This is a genomic window from Streptomyces sp. NPDC050738 (assembly GCF_040654175.1).
Taxonomy (GTDB): domain Bacteria; phylum Actinomycetota; class Actinomycetes; order Streptomycetales; family Streptomycetaceae; genus Streptomyces.
This window is the reverse complement of record NZ_JBFAHN010000004.1, coordinates 548,032-567,679: the sequence shown is the minus strand read 5'-3', so window position 1 is coordinate 567,679 and position 19,648 is coordinate 548,032. Positions and strand designations below refer to the sequence as shown.

At 70.1% G+C, this 19,648-nt stretch carries 16 protein-coding genes; 5 read left to right on the top strand and 11 right to left on the bottom strand.

Translation table 11 applies throughout. The features are described 5' to 3' along the window. Positions 1-102: 102 nt before the first annotated feature. Positions 103-1,620, bottom strand: coding sequence for an MFS transporter (locus AB0H78_RS14370; protein ID WP_363234656.1), 1,518 nt, complete (start codon positions 1,618-1,620; stop codon positions 103-105). 62 nt (positions 1,621-1,682) lie between these two features. Between AB0H78_RS14370 and AB0H78_RS14365 the strand changes: the two genes are divergently transcribed. Beyond that, positions 1,683-2,672: a YafY family protein gene (locus tag AB0H78_RS14365; RefSeq protein ID WP_363234655.1), complete on the top strand. Its 990-nt coding sequence runs from the start codon at positions 1,683-1,685 to the stop codon at positions 2,670-2,672. A 74-nt stretch (positions 2,673-2,746) separates the two neighbouring features. Here the strand turns inward: AB0H78_RS14365 and AB0H78_RS14360 are convergent, their stop codons facing one another. After that, complete coding sequence (locus AB0H78_RS14360) at positions 2,747-3,727, bottom strand: sigma-70 family RNA polymerase sigma factor (RefSeq protein ID WP_363234654.1); 981 nt, start codon at positions 3,725-3,727, stop codon at positions 2,747-2,749. A gap of 203 nt (positions 3,728-3,930) precedes the next feature. Here AB0H78_RS14360 and AB0H78_RS14355 point away from each other — a divergent pair, with 203 nt between their 5' ends. Together AB0H78_RS14355 and AB0H78_RS14350 are read left to right on the top strand one after the other, a co-directional pair. After that, entirely contained in the window at positions 3,931-4,446 is a 516-nt protein-coding gene (locus AB0H78_RS14355) for an N-acetyltransferase family protein (RefSeq protein ID WP_363234653.1), read from the top strand. 105 nt (positions 4,447-4,551) lie between these two features. Further along, a complete protein-coding gene (locus AB0H78_RS14350) occupies positions 4,552-5,562 on the top strand; it encodes a questin oxidase family protein (RefSeq protein WP_363234652.1) in 1,011 nt (336 codons plus the stop codon). Positions 5,563-5,568: 6 nt separating this feature from the next. On the opposite strand, the gene AB0H78_RS14345 is transcribed toward AB0H78_RS14350, so the two are convergent. Then, positions 5,569-6,360: a class III extradiol ring-cleavage dioxygenase gene (locus tag AB0H78_RS14345; protein WP_363234651.1), complete on the bottom strand. Its 792-nt coding sequence runs from the start codon at positions 6,358-6,360 to the stop codon at positions 5,569-5,571. Positions 6,361-6,456: 96 nt separating this feature from the next. Between AB0H78_RS14345 and AB0H78_RS14340 the strand changes: the two genes are divergently transcribed. Continuing rightward, on the top strand, positions 6,457-6,963 hold the full coding sequence (locus tag AB0H78_RS14340; RefSeq protein WP_363234650.1) for a MarR family transcriptional regulator: 507 nt from the start codon (positions 6,457-6,459) through the stop codon (positions 6,961-6,963). 36 nt (positions 6,964-6,999) lie between these two features. Here AB0H78_RS14340 and AB0H78_RS14335 read toward each other — a convergent pair whose 3' ends face one another. After that, positions 7,000-8,526, bottom strand: a complete 1,527-nt coding sequence (locus AB0H78_RS14335; protein ID WP_363234649.1) for an MFS transporter — start codon at positions 8,524-8,526, stop codon at positions 7,000-7,002. Positions 8,527-8,619: 93 nt separating this feature from the next. Next, the gene (locus AB0H78_RS14330) at positions 8,620-9,267 is read right to left on the bottom strand and encodes a TetR/AcrR family transcriptional regulator (protein ID WP_363234648.1); all 648 of its coding nucleotides are present in this window, start codon (positions 9,265-9,267) and stop codon (positions 8,620-8,622) included. A 256-nt stretch (positions 9,268-9,523) separates the two neighbouring features. Between AB0H78_RS14330 and AB0H78_RS14325 the strand changes: the two genes are divergently transcribed. Further along, positions 9,524-10,813: a M6 family metalloprotease domain-containing protein gene (locus tag AB0H78_RS14325; protein WP_363234647.1), complete on the top strand. Its 1,290-nt coding sequence runs from the start codon at positions 9,524-9,526 to the stop codon at positions 10,811-10,813. Between the two features lie 32 nt (positions 10,814-10,845). Here AB0H78_RS14325 and AB0H78_RS14320 read toward each other — a convergent pair whose 3' ends face one another. The 6 genes from AB0H78_RS14320 to AB0H78_RS14295 all read right to left on the bottom strand — a co-directional run bounded on the left by AB0H78_RS14320 (position 10,846) and on the right by AB0H78_RS14295 (position 19,600). Next, entirely contained in the window at positions 10,846-11,295 is a 450-nt protein-coding gene (locus tag AB0H78_RS14320; protein ID WP_363234646.1) for a nucleoside deaminase, read from the bottom strand. Between the two features lie 4 nt (positions 11,296-11,299). Then, positions 11,300-12,991 (bottom strand): class I adenylate-forming enzyme family protein, encoded by a 1,692-nt coding sequence (locus tag AB0H78_RS14315; protein ID WP_363234645.1) that lies wholly within the window; start codon positions 12,989-12,991, stop codon positions 11,300-11,302. A gap of 145 nt (positions 12,992-13,136) precedes the next feature. Next, entirely contained in the window at positions 13,137-16,049 is a 2,913-nt protein-coding gene (locus AB0H78_RS14310) for an FG-GAP-like repeat-containing protein (RefSeq protein WP_363234644.1), read from the bottom strand. Beyond that, the gene (locus AB0H78_RS14305) at positions 16,049-18,622 is read right to left on the bottom strand and encodes a S8 family serine peptidase (protein WP_363234643.1); all 2,574 of its coding nucleotides are present in this window, start codon (positions 18,620-18,622) and stop codon (positions 16,049-16,051) included. Before AB0H78_RS14305 ends, AB0H78_RS14310 begins: the two co-directional genes overlap by 1 nt. A 157-nt stretch (positions 18,623-18,779) precedes the next feature. Beyond that, positions 18,780-19,136 carry a hypothetical protein gene (locus AB0H78_RS14300; protein ID WP_363234642.1) on the bottom strand — a complete coding sequence of 119 codons (357 nt, stop codon included), beginning with the start codon at positions 19,134-19,136 and terminating at the stop codon, positions 18,780-18,782. Between the two features lie 200 nt (positions 19,137-19,336). Beyond that, the gene (locus AB0H78_RS14295; RefSeq protein WP_363234641.1) at positions 19,337-19,600 is read right to left on the bottom strand and encodes a hypothetical protein; all 264 of its coding nucleotides are present in this window, start codon (positions 19,598-19,600) and stop codon (positions 19,337-19,339) included. Positions 19,601-19,648: the final 48 nt, after the last annotated feature.

The window sequence follows — 19,648 nt, the reverse complement described above, 5'->3', positions numbered from 1 at the left end:
ACGGCCTCGGTGGAGCGAAGAATCGGGCGCCCGGTCACGTCGTGGAGCGTGGAGCGAGCTGATGCCCCTTCTTTGCGCCACCCTTCCGGCCTCGAGCCCCGCTCAGTGCGTCAGCGCCGGTTCCTTCGACGGGGCGTCCGCCTCCGAGGACGCCGCGGCCTCCTCCGCCCCCAGCTTCGGCTTCTTCGGCAGGGCGAACATCACCGCGAAGATGACCACCAGCACCGCCACCACCCACCACAGGGAGTTCATGAACGCGTCCGCGAACGCCGGGGTGATCTGCGCCGGCAGCAGGTGGTCGCTGATCGAGCCGTAGAAGACCACCGACACCAGGCCGAGACCCAGCGCGTTGCCCATCTGCTGCACCGTGTTGATCAGGCCGGACGCCGAGCCCGCGTGTTCCTTCGGGACGTCCGAGAGCACCGCGTCCGTCAGCGGGGCCACGATCAGGCCCATGCCCACACCCATGACCACCAGCGGGAGCGCCATCTGCCAGGGGGCGATCGTCGCGCCGTAGCGGTCCGCCTCCCAGATGTAGATCAGGAGGCCCGCGATCATCGTCAGCGCGCCCGCCTGGAGCACCTTCCGGCCGAAGCGCGGGACCAGCATCTGCACCGACATGCCCGCCGCCGCCGAGACCGCGATCGAGAACGGGATGCCCGTCGTGCCCGCCTTCAGCGGGCTCCAGCCGAGGCCGATCTGCATGTACAGCGTCCACACCAGGAAGAAGATGCCGAGCGCGATGCCGAAGGTCGTCTGCACCGCGATGCCCGCCGCGAAGCTCTTCACCTTGAAGAGGGAGAGCTCGATGAGCGGCGAACCGTCGCGGGACGCCTTCCTCTTCTCGTACGCCACCAAAGCCGCGAAGACCGCGATGCTGCCGACCATCGAGACGTAACCCCACACCGGCCAGCCCAGCTCGCGCCCGCGGGTGAGCGGGTAGAGCAGCATCAGCAGCGCGACGACCACGAAGACCACACCGACCAGGTCGAGCTTCAGCGCCTTGGGTGCCTTCGACTCGCTGATGAACTTGCGGCCGAGCAGCAGGCCGGCGATGCCGACCGGGAGGTTGATGAGGAAGATCGGGCGCCATTCCAGGCCCGCGATGTTCCACTCCGTCAGCAGGGCGCCGAGCAGCGGGCCCATCACCGCGCCGAGGCCGACGACCGCGCCGAAGAGGCCGAAGACCTTGCCCCGCTCCTCCGCGGGGAAGGTCGCGTGCACGATCGAGAGGACCTGCGGCACCATCATCGCGGCCATGCCGCCCTGCAGGATGCGCGAGGCGACCAGCATCTCCGGACTGGCGGCGAAGCCGCAGAGCGCGGAGGCCAGGGTGAATCCCGATATGCCGAGCAGGAAGAGCTTCTTGCGGCCGTAGATGTCGCCGAGCCGGCCGCCGGTGATCAGGGCCGCGGCGAACGCGAGGGCGTACCCCGCGGTGATCCACTGGATCTGGCTGAAGCTGGCGCCGGTGTCCGCCTTGATCGAGGGGATCGCGATGTTCACGATCGTCACGTCGACCAGGTCCATGAAGGCCGCGGTCATCACGATGGCGAGCGCGAACCACCTGCGGCGATCCGAGGCGGACGCCGCCGGTGCAGGTGCTGGTGTTGAGGTCATGGAGTAAAGGTAGAGGCCGTGTAGGACAGGGTGTGTCCTAGTGGGACGGCATTCTTGGAGTCATGACGGACACTCCGGCACGGCTGCTGCAGCTCCTCTCCCTACTCCAGACTCCCCGCGAATGGCCCGGCGGCGAGCTCGCCGACCGGCTCGAAGTGAGCCGGCGGACGGTGCGCCGCGACATCGACCGGCTCCGTGACCTCGGCTATCCCGTGCAGGCGACCATGGGCTCGGAGGGCGGCTACCGGCTGGTCGCCGGCAAGGCCATGCCGCCTCTCGTACTGGACGACGAGGAGGCCGTCGCCATCGCGGTGGGACTGCGGGCCGGTGCGGGTCACGCGGTCGAGGGGATCGAGGAGGCGTCGGTGCGGGCGCTGGCCAAGCTGGAGCAGGTGCTGCCCTCCAGGCTGCGCCACCGCGTCGCCACACTGCAGGCCGCGACCATTCCGCTGACCAGCGGCGACGGGGCGACCATCCCGCCGGAGACGCTGACCGTGCTGGCGGGGACGGCCACCGGGCAGGAGCGGCTGCGGTTCGGGTACCGCTCGGGGGACGGGACCCAGAGCAAGCGGCTCGTCGAGCCGTACCGCCTGGTGTCGACCGGGCGGCGCTGGTATCTCGTCGCGTACGACATCGACCGCGAGGACTGGCGGACCTTCCGCGTCGACCGCGTCAGCGAGCCCTTCGCGACCGGGGCCCGGTTCGCCCCGAGGGAGCTGCCGGTGGGGAGCGCCGCCGAATATCTGCGCCGGTCGCTGTCACGGGCGGGGCACCAGGAGGCTCTCACGCTCGATGTGACCTTCGAGGCGCCCGCAGAGTTCGTCGCGGCCCGGATGCCCCGGGGGTTCGTCCCCGAACCGCTGGGCGAGCGGCGCTGCCGGCTGCGGGCCGAGGCGGCCGATTCACTGGAGTGGCTGGCGGTACGGCTCGCCCTCGTGGACGCGGAGTTCACCGTCCATGAGCCGCCTCAACTCGTCGACCACCTGGCCGAGTTGGGTGCGCGCCTGAGCCGGGCGGCCGTCCCGGGGGACATCCCGGCGGACGCCCCGTAGACGTAGAAGGGGCCCCTGACGCTGGGGGGGGTGCGTCAAGGGGCCCCGGTTCAGAGGGACTTCGCCGGCGGCGGTTACGCCGCCGCGTCGAAGCCCGTGTCGCGCGCCATCTTCTTCAGTTCGAGCAGGGCGTGCTTCTCGATCTGACGGATCCGCTCGCGCGTCAGACCGTGCTCCTTGCCGACCTCGGTCAGCGTGCGCTCCCGGCCGTCCATGATTCCGTACCGCATCTTGATGATCGACGCGGTGCGGTGGTCGAGCTTGCCGATCAGGTCGTCGAGCTCCTCGCTCCTGAGCAGCGTCATGACCGACTGCTCGGGCGAGACCGCGGAGGCGTCCTCAAGGAGGTCCCCGAACTGCGTCTCACCCGCGTCGTCCACCGGCATGTTCAGCGAGACCGGGTCGCGCGCCCAGTCCAGGACGTTCCCCACCCGCTCCGGGGTCGAGTCGAGCTCGGCGGCGATCTCCGTGTGCTCCGGGTCCCGGCCGTTCTCACGGTTGAACTCGCGCACCACGCGGCGGATCCGGCCCAGCTCCTCCACCAGGTGGACGGGGAGGCGGATGGTCCGCGACTGGTCCGCTATCGAGCGGGTGATGGCCTGGCGGATCCACCAGGTCGCGTACGTGGAGAACTTGAAGCCCTTGGCGTAGTCGAACTTCTCGACGGCGCGCACCAGGCCTGCGTTCCCCTCCTGGATCAGGTCGAGCAGCGGCAGACCGGCCCGCGGATAGCGGCGGGCGACCGCGACGACCAGGCGGAGGTTGGACCGGATGAAGACGTCCTTGGCCCGCTCGCCGGCGGCCACCAGCGCCTCGAGCTCTTCGCGCGAGGCGCCGCCGCCGGCGCTCTCCACGGTGCCGTCGAGGATCTGCTGGGCGAACACGCCCGCCTCGATGTCCTGCGAGAGGTCGACTTCCTTGGCCGCGTCGAGAAGGGGCGTACGGGCGATTTCGTCGAGGTACATGCCGACCAGGTCGCGGTCGGCGATCTCCCCGCCTACGGCGCGAACGCTGCTTGCCCGGTCGGTACGACGGGCGACGGCACGGGTTGCCATGCGTGCTCCCTAACGTGAGTAACGTGGGTGGGTCGCGATTCAGTGGCTGTGTGGTGCGGAACACCCTCCCGGGTGCCCTGCATCTGGCGGCTGTATCTCAATCTCATAAATCAGAACGACTGGAATCCGGACAGAATTCCCCAGACACGCGTTCATTTTCGTGATCATGCAGTACCCTGTCCGGCCACCCACGGGAGCACGCAGTGACGATACGTACAGAAGTGCAGGTCAGGCCGGGCGCGGAGGCCGATCTGGAGGCCCTCACGGACCTTTACAACCACTTCATCCGTGAGACCGCGATCACATTCGACACGGAACCCTTCACCCCCGAGCAGCGCCGCCCGTGGTTGGTCTCCCACCCTGAAGACGGCCCGCACCGCCTCCTGGTTGCTCAGGACGCCGAGTCCGGCACGATCCTCGGGTACGCGACCAGCAGCGCCTTCCGTCCGAAGGCCGCCTACTCCACCTCCGTCGAGGCGACCGTCTACTGCGCCCCCGACGCGGCCGGCCGCGGCATCGGCACGCTCCTCTACAAGGCCCTCTTCGAGGCCCTCGCCGACGAGGACGTGCACCGCGCCTACGCCGGGATCACCATGCCCAACGAGGCCTCCGTACGCCTCCACACCCGCTTCGGCTTCGAGCCGGTCGGCGTGTACGCGGAGGTGGGCCGGAAGTTCGACGCGTACCACGACGTCGCCTGGTTCGAGAAGAAGCTCTGAGCCCACCCGGCCCCGCGACCCACCCGGTCCCGGGACCCGCTCGGTCCTGCGGCCTAGGTCCGCAGCCCGTTCCGCACAGCGGCAGCCCTTCCTAGGGTTCCACTCATGGACACCACAGGAACGCTCGACGAAGCACTCGGCAGGCTCCACACCTCGGGTCCCGAACGAGGCGGCTGGCTGTCCAATCACGGCCCGATGGCCGTCGAGGCCCTGGTGCGCGGCGGCCAGGCGTCGCACGTGCACCGCTGGCTCGACCACTACCGCGACAAGCTCGAGGACATGCCCGCCCCGTTCGCGCCGGTCACCGCCGCCAACTGGCACGAGGCGCTGGGCGATCCGCGCCGGATCGCGGACTGGGCGGCGTACTTCGAGCGCGAGATCGCCGCGCGCCCCTGGCGCGAGGTCCTCGCCGAGTGGTGGCCGCGCCTGCTGCCCGGCATCGCGGCGGGAGCCACGCACCCCGTGATCCGGGTGGGCCATGCGGTACGGACGCTGCTCGACGGCGGCGATTCCCCGACCGCGCCCCGCCTCGCGGAGCTCGCCCACGGCCTCGGCTACTGGGCCGCCCGTCACCAGCCGCTGCCGCCGCTCACCTCGCTCCCGGCCGCCCCGAGCGCCGAGGCCGCCCTCGACGCCGTGCCCCTCGTACGGCAGGAGGGCGGCATCCGCGACCGGCTGGCCCGGCTGACGGGCTTCCCCGCGTGGCCCGACGCCACGGGCGCGGAGGCCGACCCGCAGGCCCGACTGACCGAGCTGGTACGGGCTTCCGTCCACCGCTACGCGACCCACGCGCACGGCGCGCCCATCATGCTGGTCCACGCGGCGACCGCCCCCAACGCCGTCCTGCGCACCCTCCCCGCACTCCCCCGCACCCTGTGGACGCCGAGCCTCCAGGCGGCCTGGGCGGCGAGCGCCGCGGTGACCGCGGCCTACGCGCCGAGCACTCCGGCTCCGTACGCGAGGACGAGCCTGACCGGGCCGGAGCTCTTCGAGCGGGCCGCGCTGCACGGCGACGACCACACCATCAAGTTCGCGGACACGGCACTGGACGTGGGCGACGAGACCGCCCTGGACGCGGCGCTGCAGGCGATCGCGCTCAACCCGCCCGCCCTGTAAGCGCGTTCAGCCGAACTGGACGGACCGCTTGGAGAGCCCCATCCAGAAGCCGTCCACGACATCGCGCCGGCTCCCCAGCTCGCCCTCCGAAGCCCCCAGCGTCACGAACAGCGGCGCGAAGTGCTCGGTGCGCGGGTGTGCGAGCCGGCCCGCCGGGGCCTTGTGCTCGAAGTCCAGCAGCGCGTCCACATCGGCGGCGTCCAGCGCCTCCCGGCCCCACGCGTCGAACTCCGCCGACCATCCCGGCACCCCTCCCCCGGCGTGCCGCAGGGCCGCCAGGTTGTGCGTGAAGAAGCCGCTGCCGACGATCAGCACGCCCTCGTCGCGCAGCGGCGCGAGCTTGCGGCCGATGTCCATCAGCCGCTGCGGGTCCAGGGTCGGCATGGAGATCTGGAGTACGGGGATGTCGGCGGCCGGGAACATCTCGACGAGCGGGACGTACGCCCCGTGGTCGAGCCCGCGGTCCGGGATGTCCTGCACCGGCGTCCCGGCGCCGCGCAGCAACTTCCGTACGGAATCGGCCAGTCGGGGCGCGCCCGGGGCCTCGTACCGCACCTGGTAGTAGTGCTCGGGGAAGCCCCAGAAGTCGTACACCAGCGGCACTCCGCCGTCGGTCGCGCCGAGCGCGAGCGGCGCTTCCTCCCAGTGTGCGGAGACCATCAGGATCGCCTTCGGGCGCGGCAGGCCGGCCGACCAGGCGGCGAGCTCGGCGGGCCAGAGCGGGTCGTCGGCGAGCGGCGGGGCGCCGTGCGAGAGATAGAGGGCGGGCATGCGCTCCGGTGCGGCGGCTGCGGTCATCACGATCACTCCATCTGCTCATGTACTTGAACTCTCAAGTTCATCACCAGAAGATTAACGCCATCTGGTTTAAGTTTCAAGAAGTACAGTGGAGGCATGAACGACGAGCAGCCGCCGCCCGAGCCCCGCTGGCTCACCGAGGAGGAGCAGCGCACCTGGCGCGCGTACCTCCACGCCACCACGCTCCTGGAAGACCACCTCGACCGCCAGTTGCAGCGCGACGCCGGCATGCCGCACATCTATTACGGACTGCTCGTCAAGCTCTCCCAGGCGCCCAGGCGCACCCTGCGGATGACCGAGCTCGCCAAGGACGCCAAGATCACCCGCTCCCGGCTCTCGCACGCGATCGCGCGCCTGGAGACGAACGGCTGGGTGCGCCGCGAGGACTGCCCCTCCGACAAGCGCGGGCAGAACGCGGTGCTGACCGACGAGGGGTACGGCGTCCTGGAGCGCACCGCCCCCGGCCATGTCGCCGCCGTGCGCCAGGCGATGTTCGACCGGCTCTCCGCCGAACAGGTCGCACAGCTCGGCGAGATCATGAAGGTGATGGCCCAGGCCCTGCAGCCGACGGACGTGAACGCAGACCTGCCCTGGCTCCGTTAGTACGGAACCAGGGCAGGACCTGGGAATCAGGGTGGATCAGTGCGCGACGACGGGGATCTTCAGCTCGTCCTCGACACCCTCACCCGAGGCGGAGACCGGACCCGCGTCCGGACGCCCGGTGTTGATGAGCGTGATCGCGATGCCCGCGGCCACCACCAGGATGCCGACGGCCCACCAGATCGCGCTGGTGAAACCGTTCACCATGCCCTGGAGCTTCAGCAGGTCCGGGTTGGTGCCACCGCCCGCGTGGTCGGTGATGTACGCCGTCGTGGCCGAGGCCGCGATGGTGTTCAGCAGGGCCGTACCGATGGCGCCGCCGACCTGCTGCGAGGTGTTGACCATCGCGGAGGCGACACCGGCGTCACGCGGCTCGACACCGTACGTGGCCAGGGACATGGCGGGCATGAAGGCCGTACCCATGCCGAGGCCGAGCAGGACCATGCCGGGCAGGATCACCGCGGCGTAGGAGGTGTCCAGCGAGAGCTGCGTCAGGAACAGCATGCCGACGGCCGCGGTCAGGAAGCCCGGACCCATCAGCTTGCGCGGCGCGACCTTGGTCATCAGACGGGCGCCGATCTGCGTGGAGCCCGTGATCATGCCCGCGATCATCGGAAGGAAGGCGAAGCCGGTCTTGACCGGCGAGAAGCCCTTCACGATCTGCAGGTAGTACGTGAGGAAGAGGAACAGGCCGAACATCGCGATGATGGCCAGACCCAGCGAGGCGTAGACACCGCCGCGGTTGCGGTCCAGGACCACACGGAGCGGCAGCAGCGGGTTCTTGACCTTCGACTCGACGAAGACGAACGCGGCGAGCAGGACGGCCGAGCCGACGAAGAGACCGACGGTGGTCGGGTCGGACCAGCCGTTGGACTCGGCGCGGGTGAAGCCGTAGACCAGCGAGACCAGACCCAGGGTGGAGAGGACCACGCCGGGGATGTCGAGCGCGGAGCTGTTGCGGGTGCCCTTGGGCTCCCGGATCACGAAGTACGCACCCAGGGCCGCGACGATGGCGAAGGGGATGTTGGCGTAGAAGGTCCAGCGCCAGTTGAGGTACTCGGTGAGGAATCCGCCCAGGATCAGACCCACGGCGCCACCGCCACCGGCGATCGCACCGTAGATGCCGAAGGCCTTGGCGCGCTCCTTGGCGTCGGTGAACATCACCGCGAGCAGCGAGAGCGCGGCCGGCGCGAGCAGTGCGCCGAAGGCACCCTGCAGCGCACGCGAGCCGAGCAGCATGGCCTCACCGGTGGCTGCGCCGCCCACCGCGGAGGCGAGGGCGAAGCCGATGAGCCCGGTCACGAAGGTGCGCTTGCGGCCCCACATGTCGGCGATACGTCCGCCGAAGAGCAGGAGTCCACCGAAGGCGAGGGCGTAGGCCGTGATGACCCACTGCTTGTTGCCGTCGCTGATGCCGAGGTCGGCCTGGGCCGAGGGCAGTGCGATGTTCACGATGGTCGCGTCGAGCACGACCATCAGCTGGGCGACGGCTATGAAGGCCAGCGCTTTCCAGCGGCTTGGGTCCGGAGCGAGTACGGATGGCGAAATGTCGGCAGTTTTTGACATGGCTGAAGTCACCTAGGGGTGCGAGACGAACAAAAAGGTCAGGGGGTAACGCGAGGGTGCAGTACGGGAGTTACGGACGTGTGGACGCCAGGGTTACGGCTGTTGACGCAGGTTCTCGAAGGTCGCGGGGAACCCGGGAAGCTCGGACCGCGCCGGGGCCTGGAGCCCGTCGAGGAACAGCTGCAGGTGGCGGTGGACGAAGCGGTCGAAGCCCTGGCAGGTGGTGGAGGGCAGCGGCCTGGTGAGCTGGGAGATGGCCACGAACAGGTCCCCGGCAGCAACGTCGGTACGCAACTGCCCTTCCTGCATGGCCCGCTCCATCAGCCGTTCCACAGCCTCTTCCAGACCCGTCTTCTCGGCGTTGAGCTCGGGGTCGTCGTGGTCGAAGGCGTCGGTGAGCATCGGGCAGAGCGCCCCGATCCGTTCGTCGGCGGCCGCGTGCACGAAGCGCCGCAGCGCGGAGAACGCGTCGGCCTCCTCGGCCTCGGCCCGCAGCACCTGATCCAGCGTGCGGCTCATCACGAAGATGATGACGTGCCGGATCAGCTCGGCCCGGTCGGGGAAGTGGCGGTAGAGCGTCGCATTGCCGACGCCGGCCCGGCGGGCGATCTCGTCGAGCGGGACCTCGGGCCCGAACTCCACGAAGATCTCGCGCGCGGCGGCGACGATCCGCTCCCGGTTGCGCAGGGCATCGGCGCGGGGTGCCCGGTGGGCGGTGGCAACGGCGGTGGTGCTCTTCATGTCCCCGCTCCTTTCTGCTCCGGCTACTGCTTCGGTACGTAAGCGGGGAGCGTTTCCCCGCTTCAGCGACACCTGTGCAAACGGGGAAACGATCCCCACTTATTTCCCGCACCGCTTGTGACCTGCATCACACCGGAAATACGCGAGAAACCCACGGTCGGCCCACCCAGCGAGCGCCCCCGCCACGCCCGGCACAGGGTGATCGAACGAGCACCGCACTCCCGCACCAACTCCTCAGGGCGAAGGCAGGCGAGCCATGCACCGCAGACGCACCCGCGCCGCCGCCGTGGCCGGCATAACGGTCCTCGCACTGGGCGGCATCGCCTCGGGATCGGCCATCGATCTCGGCAGCCAGGACTCCCCGCCCACCACGGCCGCCGCGGCGCCGGTGGCCGCCGCCGCGGGCCGCGCCGAGGAAGCGACCGCGCTCGGCCCCTGCCGTATGCCCAACCCGATGGGCGTCCAGATGTCGGAGGGGCTCCCCACCTCCCCCGGCTACACGCACTCCACCGGACCGGTCAGAGCCCTCACCCTCATGATCGACTTCCCGGACGCACCGGGCGAGGGCTCGGCCATGAGCCGTTTCGGCGAGTTCTTCCCGCAGACCTCGGACTGGTACCGCACCAGCTCCTACGGCCGCCTGGACTACCGCCCCGAGACCCCGATCCCCGGCTGGCTGCGGATGCCGCACCCCTTCGCCTCGTACGGGATAGAGCGCGGCGCCCCCTACGACCCCGGCTACCGCGACCTCGCCCAGGACATCGTGGCCGCGTCCGATTCCCGGATCGACTTCTCCGCGTACGACCTCATCAACATCCTCGCGACCCCGAACGCCGGCCCCTCCGCCCTGGACACCGTCCTGTCCGTCACCTTCTCCGGCAACGACGAGGCCCCGGTCGCCGACGGCGTCTCGCTGGGCAACATGTCCTTCGTCTACAGCAGGCAGGACGACGGATCCGGCTCTCTGGGAGCCACCGGCTACCGCGTCCTGCCGCACGAGAACGGCCACACCTTCGGCCTCCCCGACCTCTACACCGCGGACGGCGGCGGCTCGGTCGGGCACTGGGACATCATGTCCGAGGACTGGGGCGCCAACAACGACATGCTCGGCTGGCACAAGTGGAAGCTCGGCTGGCTCACCCCCGACCAGATCCGCTGCGCCTCGCGCCCCGGCATCCGCGACATCACCCTGACCCCGCTGGCCGTCCCGGGCGGCACCAAGCTGGCGGTCGTCCCGCTCGCGGGCGAGTCGGGTTACGTCGCCGAGGTGCGCACCCGCGCCGGGAACGACGAGGCGGTCTGCAAGCCGGGCGTGCTGATCTACCGCGTCGACACGGAAGTCGACACCGGCCACGGCCCGGTCACGGTCGACGACAGCTCGACCGAGAGCGGCGGCTGCACGCGGCGCGCCAATGTGCAGGCGGAGCTGTCGGACGCGCCGTACGGAGTCGGCGAGACGTTCGTCGACAAGGCCAACGACATCCGGATCACGGTCACCGGAAAGGACTGGGCGGGCAACTACCGCCTGCGCGTGGTCCGTTCCTGACCGCCGGCCCTGACCGCCGGCACGCGGCAGGCCTACTCGCCGATGTCCTCGTTCCACAGCTCCGGCTTCGCCGCGATGAAGTCCTTCATCATCGCCACGCACTCCGCGTCGTCGAGCACCACGATCTCCACCCCGTGCTCGGCCAGCCAGTCGTGCCCGCCGTGGAAGGTCCGCGCCTCCCCCACGATCACCCGCGAGATCCCGAACTGCCGCACCAGACCGCTGCAGTACCAGCAGGGCGACAGCGTGGTCACCATCGTCGTGCCGCGGTACGAGCGCTGCCGCCCGGCGTTGCGGAACGCGGACGTCTCCGCGTGCATCGACGGATCCCCGTCCTGCACGCGCAGGTTGTGCCCGCGCCCCAGCAGCGTGCCGTCCGCCCCGTAGAGCGCGGCCCCGATCGGGATGCCGCCCTCGGCGAGCCCGGCCTTCGCCTCCGCGACGGCGGTCGCGAGCCACTGCTGTGCCTGTGTCTGGTCCATGCCCCTACCTTCGCAGCTGCTCGGCGACCGGCCCGCGCAGCTCCCGCTTCAGGATCTTGCCAGTGGCGTTGCGCGGCAGGTCCTCTTCCCGTACGAGGACATGCGCCGGAACCTTGAACGCGGCCAGCGACCTGCCCACATGCGCCCGCAGCTCCTCGACGGTGGCCGCCGATCCGGGGCGCAGCCGGACCACGGCCGCGACTTCCTCACCGAGTACGGGGTGGGGCACGCCGAGGACGGCCGCGTCGATGACGTCCGGGTGGTCGTGGAGCGCCGCCTCGACCTCCACGCAGTACACGTTCTCGCCGCCGCGGATCACCATGTCCTTGATCCGGTCGACGACGCTGACGCGGCCGTCCTGGAGGACCGCGAGATCGCCGGTCCTGAACCAGCCGCTGCTGAAGGCCTGTTGGGTAGCCGCCGGGTCGTTCCAGTACCCGCGGACCAGGGCCTGTCCGCGCAGCAGCAGCTCGCCGACCTCGCCCTCGGGTACGTCGTCGCCGCCGGGTCCGGCGATCCTGATGTCGGTGACGGGTGTGGGGCGGCCGACGCTGGCGGGGTAAGTGCGGTACTCCGCACCGAAGTTGGCCATCACGCCGCCCGAAGTCTCCGTCAGCCCATAGCCGTTGCGCGCCTCGATCTGCTCGCCGAAGCGGGCGGTGACCCGGGCGACCAGGTCCGGCGGGGCGGCCGCGCCACCAGTGTTGAGCATGGCGAGCGACTCCATGGCATCGCCGGCGTGCTCGGCGGCGTCGAGGAGCTGGAGCGCGGTGGCGGGCACGCCCGCGTAGTGGTTGACGCCGTGGGCGCGGATCAGCTCCAGCGCCTTGAGCGGGTCCCACCTGCGCATGAGGACCAGCGTCCCGCCGGCCGACATGACCGCGTACACACCGGTGAAGGCGGCCACATGGAAGAACGGGAAGGTCATCAGCGAGACGGGCGCGGGCCCCATGCCCGGCATCTCGCCGCGGGCGAGCGCGGCCGCGGCCGAGTGGAAGCGGGGGTTCATCATGGCCGCGACCTGGGCGCTGTGGGTGGCCACCGCGCCCTTGGGGCGGCCGGTGGTCCCGGAGGTGTAGATGATCGTGGCGTCGTCGCCGGGCAGCGGCTCGACGTCGGGCGGGCCGAGCGCGGGGTCGGCGGCGGGCAGGTCGGCGTAGCGCTCGGTGCGGTCGGCGCACTTGCCCTCGTAGTGGAAGGCGAGCGTCCAGGGCCGCTCGTCCTGCGCGGACAGCCAGGGCTCGACGCGCTCCATCCGCTCGCCGTCGACGAGCAGGAGGCGCGCCCCGCAGTCGGTGAGCGCGTACGCGAACTCGTCCTCGGTCCACCAGGCGTTGAGCGGTACGGCCACGAGACCGGCGAGCTGCGCCGCCCAGAAGGCGATCTGCCACTCGGGGTGGTTGCGCATGGCGACGACGGCTCGGTCGCCGGGGCGCAGTCCGTAGACGTCGAGGAAGCGGCGGGCCAGCGCGGAGGCCTCGGCGAAGAACTCACCGTAGGTGCGGGTGCCGCTCTCGGAGATCAGGAAGGGCTGGTCGCCGAAGGCCCAGACCGTCTCGGCGAACTCGCGCAGGGTGCGCGGCCCGGTCGCGTACTCCGGGCTGCCGTCCTCGTTCCGTACGACCTCGAACGGTGCGCCCGGCGCCGTCAGTGCGGCTTCGATCAGGGACGGGGACGGCGGTTCGGTCTGCGGCACTGGAGACCCTTCCTAAGCGCTTGCTCAGTACATCCAAGTGGACGCTATGTCGCATCCCTCCCCCCGGTCAAGGCTCGTGGCCCGGACATGGGCGCAGGCCCCCGGGTCATGAACCCGGGGGCCTGCGAGGGGATGGAAAACAGGGTCAGGACGGGTCGATCGTCGCCGTGACCGTCTGGCGCATCGCCGAGAACGGCAGCGAGTAGGCGCCGCCTTCGAGCGCCGTCGCGCGGTCCATTCCGTACTCGTCGAAGTTGAGCGAGACGATCTCGTCGACGCCGTCACCGGTCAGGTCGGCGACGAACATCTCCTGGCCCGCGATCGCGGTGATCCCGCCCACGGGATACGGGTAGTCCCTCCCGGCGGTGAGCACGGCCGGGTCGTACGTGCTCGCGCCGCCCTGCTCGCCCGAGACAAGGATCTTCCGGCCGCCGGGGCCGGTCGCGAAAGCGGCCGTGTACGAGTCCCCGAAGGTGAACATCTGCGAGTCCTGGCCGTTCGGGCCGAAGGTCGTCAGGGCCGCAATGCTGGTCTTGATCAGGCCGTTGGGACTGGTCAGCCAGCCGCCGAGCCCCCAGACCCCGCCGCCCACGAACTCGTGCAGCAGCGCGCCGGTGCGGCCGTCACGGATCTGCGTGACGGTCGTCAGGCCGCCGTCGCCGGCGGCCCTGCTGAACGAGGTGAAGACGACGGCATGTCCGTCCGCGTAGGGAATCCCGGCCGAGGCGAACGTGCCCGCCCGCAGCGGAGTCCCGTAGAGCACACCGTCCGTGCCCTCCCCCGCCTTCGGGGTGAGGGACCAGTCGAGGGAGCCGTTCTTGGCGTGCAGGGCGACATTGCCGACCACGCTCGGGGCCACCGAGTCCGCCTCGGCGGCGACACGGCTGGTGTACTGCGCGTACAGGTGGCCGTCGGCGAACGACACGTCGGCGAAGACGACATCGCCCGCGGACGCCGGGGCGCCGTACTCCCACAGCTGCTTTCCGCTGCCGCTGTAGACGCGCACCTTGTCGGTGGCGACGACGATCTCGTCCTTGCCGTCGCCGTTGACGTCGGCGGTGGAGACCGTGCGCACGAACTGGCCGTTGCCGCTGATCGTGGTGAGGACCTTGCCCGTACGGGAGTCGATCACCGCGGTCGCGGAGTCGGCGGCGACCACGATCTCGTCGCGCCCGTCCCCGGTGACGTCGGCCTTCACCAGGGCGTGGACCTGGCCGGGCACAGTCGCCGTCCACAGCGGCTTCGGCACGCCCGACACCATCGACGGACCGTCGTAGGCGAAGACGCCGTTGGAGACGCCACCGACGATCAGGTCCTGCTTCTTGTCACCGTTGATGTCCGTGGACACCGCCGAGGAGACCGCGCCGCGCAGCGGGAGGAGGCTCTCCTGCTTGCCGCTGCCCAGGTTGTACGTGCGGACGTTCTCGTTGGTGTCGACCGTACGCAGCTGCCAGTCGCGCCCCTTCAGGAAGGGCTGCGTCCACATCTGCGAGGTGACCAGGCCGCGCTGCTCCCAGCGGACCGAGCCGTCCCTGCCGGACAGCACGGCGAGGCGGCCGAAGCGGCTGGCGCCGCGGTTGTCGGCGGTCGCGAAACCGGCGTCGTCCTTGTACGAGGCGACGACCTTGCCGTCGACGACCTCCAGACCCCAGGCGGCGGCGCCGTCATGATCGTTGGACGGGTCGCGCTTTATGGTGCGGGCCCACAGCTCGCTGCCGTCGTCACCGTCGAGGGCGCGCACGTTGTTGGCGTTGATGAAGATGTCCGAGTCGAGCGTGGCCTCGCTGACCGTGTACTCCGGCTTGGAGCCGCCCTGGATGTCGCCGATCACCAGGTCCAGCGGGAGGGCGTTGATGCGCCGGTCGAGGGTGGTGCGGGAGCCGTCGGAGAGCGCGTACGAGGCGAGCTCGTAGGCGACGCCGTCGCTCGGGTCCGACTGCTCCAGTGCCACGACGCGGTTGCGGGCGGCGTCGTAGTGCAGCTGACGCGAGTAAAGGCGGTTGGTGGCCTGCCACTTGACGGAGCCGTCCTTGGTGTCGAACACCAGGGTGTTGCCCGACGGCGCCGCATCGGCGCTCAGCTTGCGCTGGTCCCACGAGGCGGCGATCAGGCCGCTGTTGCCCAGCTGCTCCAGGCTCGCCCAGGACGCGCCGAGGACGGCGCCCGCGTCGTACGACCAGGCGTCGGTGGAGGTGAGCGCGCCGTCCGCGTAACTGAAGCGGACACCGGTCAGCGTGGTCTTGGTGGTCTTGGCCGCGTTCAGGTTCTGATACGGCGAGTCGGCGACCACCAGGGACTTGCCGACCAGCTTGATCTGGTACGCGCCCGTGTAGAGCTTGCTCCACAGCGTCTTGCCGGTCTTGCCGTCCAGCACGGTCACGAAGGTGCCGGTGGGCAGCGTCGAGCCGGGCGAGGTGAACGGGCGGTAGGGGTAGGAGCCGACGGCCGAGGTGAAGACCACGTCGTCCACGCCGTCGCCGGTGAGGTCGCCGGTGGTGTAGCCGTTGTCGGAGGAGACATTGAAGGGGCCGACCGCGTTGTAGCCCATCACGGTGCGCGCCGGGTACGGCTCGGCCTGCCACGGACGGGTGTTGGTGACCTTCCAGTCCGTGTACAGCGAGGCGTTGTCGCGCCGCCACACCTCCTTGCCGTCGGCGGTGCGGCGCTGGACGGGGCCGAGCGCGTCGAGCGCGAAGTAGTCGCCGCTCGTGCCGGCGACCGGGGCGGTGGCGACCATGCCGTAGTCGCCCTCGACGGACGACTTCTGGTTGACCGTCCAACTGCCCGAGTCTGCCGTGGCGTTGGGCTCAGCGGTGGGCTTCGTGGCCGCGTCCTCGCGTACCGACGCGTGCTGCGGGTCGTACTTCTGACCGGTGACATCGCCGTACGGGTCGAGCTGGGCGCGCTGCGAGAGGTCGTCGGCCTGGCTGTCGGTGAGGGTCAGCAGCCCGTTGTCGCCTTCGTCGGCGAACGCGACGGCCGGTGCGGCGCTCAGCGCGAGGCCGGCTGCCACCAGGGCGGAGGCGAGGCGCAGGCCTCTTCGGTTGATGTTCTTCATCAGGCGGCCTTCGGGGAGAAGCGGATCGCGGAGGCGTCCTTGAGGACGGACTCGTTGAAGGAGTACTGGAGGGCGTCCGTGCCGGCCTGGTTCTCGATGCCGACGGTGGCCGAGGAACCCTTCTGCTGCGCGCTGGTGCCAATCCCCTTGTACTGAAGGGTGATGGCGCCGGTGGCCTCGTCGAAGACGGCCTCGAAGGTGACGCGTACCGAGGTGTCGGAGACGAGCGCCGCGTTGTTCCAGACGATGGCGAAGCGGCGGTTGCCGGTGGCGCCCGTGCTGGTGGTCTGGATGCTCGACTTCTTGTCGATCGTCAGGTCGTCCCAGAACGCGGCGACGGCGCCGTTGGGCTGCGCGGCGGCGGGGAGCGCGGTGTTGGCGTAGTCGCCGAGTCGCGCCGACAGGAAGTTCACCAGGCCGTTGGTGGTGACGTTGGCGCTGGTGTACGAGACTCCGTAGTACTTCACCGGGAACGGCAGGGCGACGGCCTTGGCGTTCTCGTCACCGCTCAGCGCGACCTTGGTCTGACCGTTGATCCAGCTGTAGGCGCCGGGGGTGCAGGAGTACGTACCGGCGGCGTCGGAGCGCGGCGGCAGTGCGGCCTGGACGGTCTCGTTGCCGTCGACGGTGAGTGCGCTGGTCCAGTTGCCGTTGCAGAGCACGGGGGCGGCGGGCTCGACGGAGAGGCGGAAGGAGCCCTCGGCGACGGCCGGGAAGGTGTACGTACCATCGGCGCCGGTGGTGACGGCGGGGACCGGGGCGTCCATGAAGGAGACCGTGGCGCCCTTGAGGGGCTTGCCCGTGACGTCCAGGACGGTGCCGGAGACGGTGTGGCGCGGGACGGCGTTCAGCGGGAGGGCGAGGGTCTCGGTCTCACCGGCGGCGATGGTGACCGTGTCGGTGCGGCCGGTGAATCCGTAACCGCTGGTGGTGACCGTGTACGTACCGGCGGACAGGTGGATCTTGTACGCGCCGGTGGCGTCGGTGGTCACCACGCGCTGGACGCCGGCGCTCTCCACGGTGACCGTGGCGGTCGCCGCCTTGCCGGTGGCCGCGTCGGTCGCGGTGCCCGAGAGGGTGCCGGCGGTGTGCGGCGCGGCGTCGACGGAGGCCAGGATGTTCAGCTTCCCGCTGCCCCAGACATTGTTCATGGCCGCGGTGCCACCGCAGTGGGTGTCGTCGACGTCCGTCGAGCCCCCGTTGAGGAGGGTGCGGGTCTCGTCGATCTTCCCGATCAGCGAGGGGGCGGCGGCCCAGAGCAGCGCGACGGCGCCCGCGACGTGCGGGGTGGCCATCGAGGTGCCCGAGATGGTGTTGTACGTGCCGCCCGGCCAGGTGGAGCGGACGTTGACGCCCGGCGCGGAGATGTTCGGCTTCATCGAGCCGTCGACCAGCGAGGGGCCGAAGCCGGAGAAGTCCGCGATCTTGCCGTTGACGTCGTACGCGCCCACGCCGTAGGAGTCGGCCTGCGAGCCGGGCGGGTGCGTCGTGGAGCACGTCGCGCCGTCGCCGTCGTTGCCGGCCGCGAAGGCCTCGAAAATGCCCGCGGAGTTCCAGGCGTCGAGGATGTCCGTGTAGAAGGGGGTGCCGGTGTCCGGGCTGCCCCAGGAGTTGTTGACGATGTTCGGCGCGAGGTCCGGGCGCGGGTTCTGGCCGTTGTGGTCGGTCGGCGCGAGGATCCACTGGCCTGACTTGAGCAGGTCGTCGTCGAAGCACTCGTCCGTCGTGCAGCCCTTGGCGGCGATCCACTTGGCGTTCGGCGCGACGCCGACGCCGTTCTTGCCGACCATCGTGCCCATGGTGTGGGTGCCGTGGCCGTTGTTGTCGCACGGGACGCCGGCCGTGCCGCACTGGCCGGTCGGGTCGTAGAAGTTGTAGTCGTTGGAGAAGGTGCCGTCACCGTTGTTGCCGCGGTAGTTGGCCACCAGATCCGGGTGGTTGTACTGCACACCGGAGTCGACGCTGGCGACGACTATGCCCTCGCCGCGGTCGTCGTACTGGTCCCAGACCTGGTCGGCCTTGATGTCCTTGACGCCCCACTCGGGGGTCACGGCCGTGGCGCCCGAGGTGTCGTCGACCTTGGTGCCCGGGGCCGAGGTGGCCTCGGTCGTGTCGAGCGCATACGCCTGCCGCTTGACGATGCTCGCGACGTCGGAGCGCTTGGCGAGCTCGTCGACGAGCTTCTGGTCACCCGTCACCTTGAGGGCGTTGACGATCCAGAACGACTCGTGCCCGACCTTCTCCTTGTCGAGGAAGGCGGCGAGGGACTTCTGCGAGGTGCCGGCCTCGGTGCGCAGTGCGGAGTAGGCGGCCTTCGCCTTGTCCGCGTGCTTGCTCTTGCCCTTGGCGGCGGAGAGATCCGCCTGCTGCTTCAGTACGACGAAAAAGGTCGACTCCTTGCCCTTCGCGACGGCGTCGCGCAGAGCGGGGTCGACCTTGGCGGACGCCTTCGGGGCCGGGTCGTTCCCGGTGGCGGCGATCGCGGACGGCGTCGCGCCGAGCACGGCGAGAGCCGTGAACGCGGCCACCGCCCATGCGGCGCCACGGCGCCTGGGACTTCTGGACTGGTACATGAGCGGGAGATCCTCCGGGGTCAGGTTCACGACAGCCCGGCCGGACCCGCGGAGCACGGGGGGGCAACCGCAAGCCCGGCCAGGTTGCTGCACGAAGTTACGAGGAGCCCGTTACTGAGCCATTACTGGCGGCGGGAGGGGCGGCCCGCCCGGCCGGCTACGAGAGGCAGCCACCGGCGGTCGGGGCCAGGCTGGTCACCGTGTGCGTCGCCTCGATGGAGGCTCCCGAAGACACAGAGAAGCCGTACTCCGCGTGGACGCAGTACAGCTTGCTCGTGTCGTTCGAGATGCTCGTGACCTCGGTCGCCCGGAGGAAGGTGTAGGACTCCCCTTCGGGGACGTACACCGTCGGCTCGAAAACGTCGGTCGTGGTGATGCAGACATAACCGTCGACGTGGCAGGCGAGGGAGGCGGTCTGTGCGCCGGCGGCACTCGCCGTACCGGATCCGAATGCGGCCAGGGCGGTCATGGTGGAACCGAGCAGGACTGCGCGCCAGGTGTTCTTCCGCAACATGGTTCATTCCCTTTGCAGTTGGGCACGGCTTGTGGCCGTGTGGGTCGAACCTGACCGATACGGAGGGGAGTTGGCCGCCGACCGGTGAGGCAGTCGGAAGCTAGGCCGCAGCTATTACAGAGCCATTACTGGCCGGCCCGGACATGCCTGATGCCCGGTGCTCGGGCACCGGGCATCAGGGGCGAGAAGGGTTCGGCGGGCTACCGCGGGGGCGGCGGGTCCTGGTAATACCGCTGGTCGTAGCCCTGCTGCGGCTGCTGAGGCTGCTGCTGCGCCTGCTGCACGCGGTCGATGCGCCGCCGCCTGGTGTACGTGAGCAGGACCCCCAGCACGATGCCCGCGGCCCCGCCCCACATCAGGATCGTGCCGAGGATGTTGAGGTTGATCCAGTTCGGTTCCCAGGTGATGGCGTACTTCAGGATGGCGCCGATGATCATCAGCGCGAGTCCGCCCGCTGCGGTCATGGGGCATGCCTCCTCAGGTGCCGGGGTCTGTGGCCCAGCCTGCGGCCG

Coding starts and splice junctions, on each gene's coding strand:
- AB0H78_RS14360 (WP_363234654.1), bottom strand. CDS start 3,727: ATGGCAACCCGTGCCGTCGCCCGTCGTACCGACCGGGCAAGCAGCGTT.
- AB0H78_RS14350 (WP_363234652.1), top strand. CDS start 4,552: ATGGACACCACAGGAACGCTCGACGAAGCACTCGGCAGGCTCCACACC.
- AB0H78_RS14300 (WP_363234642.1), bottom strand. CDS start 19,136: ATGTTGCGGAAGAACACCTGGCGCGCAGTCCTGCTCGGTTCCACCATG.
- AB0H78_RS14335 (WP_363234649.1), bottom strand. CDS start 8,526: ATGTCAAAAACTGCCGACATTTCGCCATCCGTACTCGCTCCGGACCCA.
- AB0H78_RS14330 (WP_363234648.1), bottom strand. CDS start 9,267: ATGAAGAGCACCACCGCCGTTGCCACCGCCCACCGGGCACCCCGCGCC.
- AB0H78_RS14310 (WP_363234644.1), bottom strand. CDS start 16,049: ATGAAGAACATCAACCGAAGAGGCCTGCGCCTCGCCTCCGCCCTGGTG.
- AB0H78_RS14345 (WP_363234651.1), bottom strand. CDS start 6,360: ATGACCGCAGCCGCCGCACCGGAGCGCATGCCCGCCCTCTATCTCTCG.
- AB0H78_RS14325 (WP_363234647.1), top strand. CDS start 9,524: ATGCACCGCAGACGCACCCGCGCCGCCGCCGTGGCCGGCATAACGGTC.
- AB0H78_RS14320 (WP_363234646.1), bottom strand. CDS start 11,295: ATGGACCAGACACAGGCACAGCAGTGGCTCGCGACCGCCGTCGCGGAG.
- AB0H78_RS14365 (WP_363234655.1), top strand. CDS start 1,683: ATGACGGACACTCCGGCACGGCTGCTGCAGCTCCTCTCCCTACTCCAG.
- AB0H78_RS14295 (WP_363234641.1), bottom strand. CDS start 19,600: ATGACCGCAGCGGGCGGACTCGCGCTGATGATCATCGGCGCCATCCTG.
- AB0H78_RS14305 (WP_363234643.1), bottom strand. CDS start 18,622: ATGTACCAGTCCAGAAGTCCCAGGCGCCGTGGCGCCGCATGGGCGGTG.
- AB0H78_RS14340 (WP_363234650.1), top strand. CDS start 6,457: ATGAACGACGAGCAGCCGCCGCCCGAGCCCCGCTGGCTCACCGAGGAG.
- AB0H78_RS14370 (WP_363234656.1), bottom strand. CDS start 1,620: ATGACCTCAACACCAGCACCTGCACCGGCGGCGTCCGCCTCGGATCGC.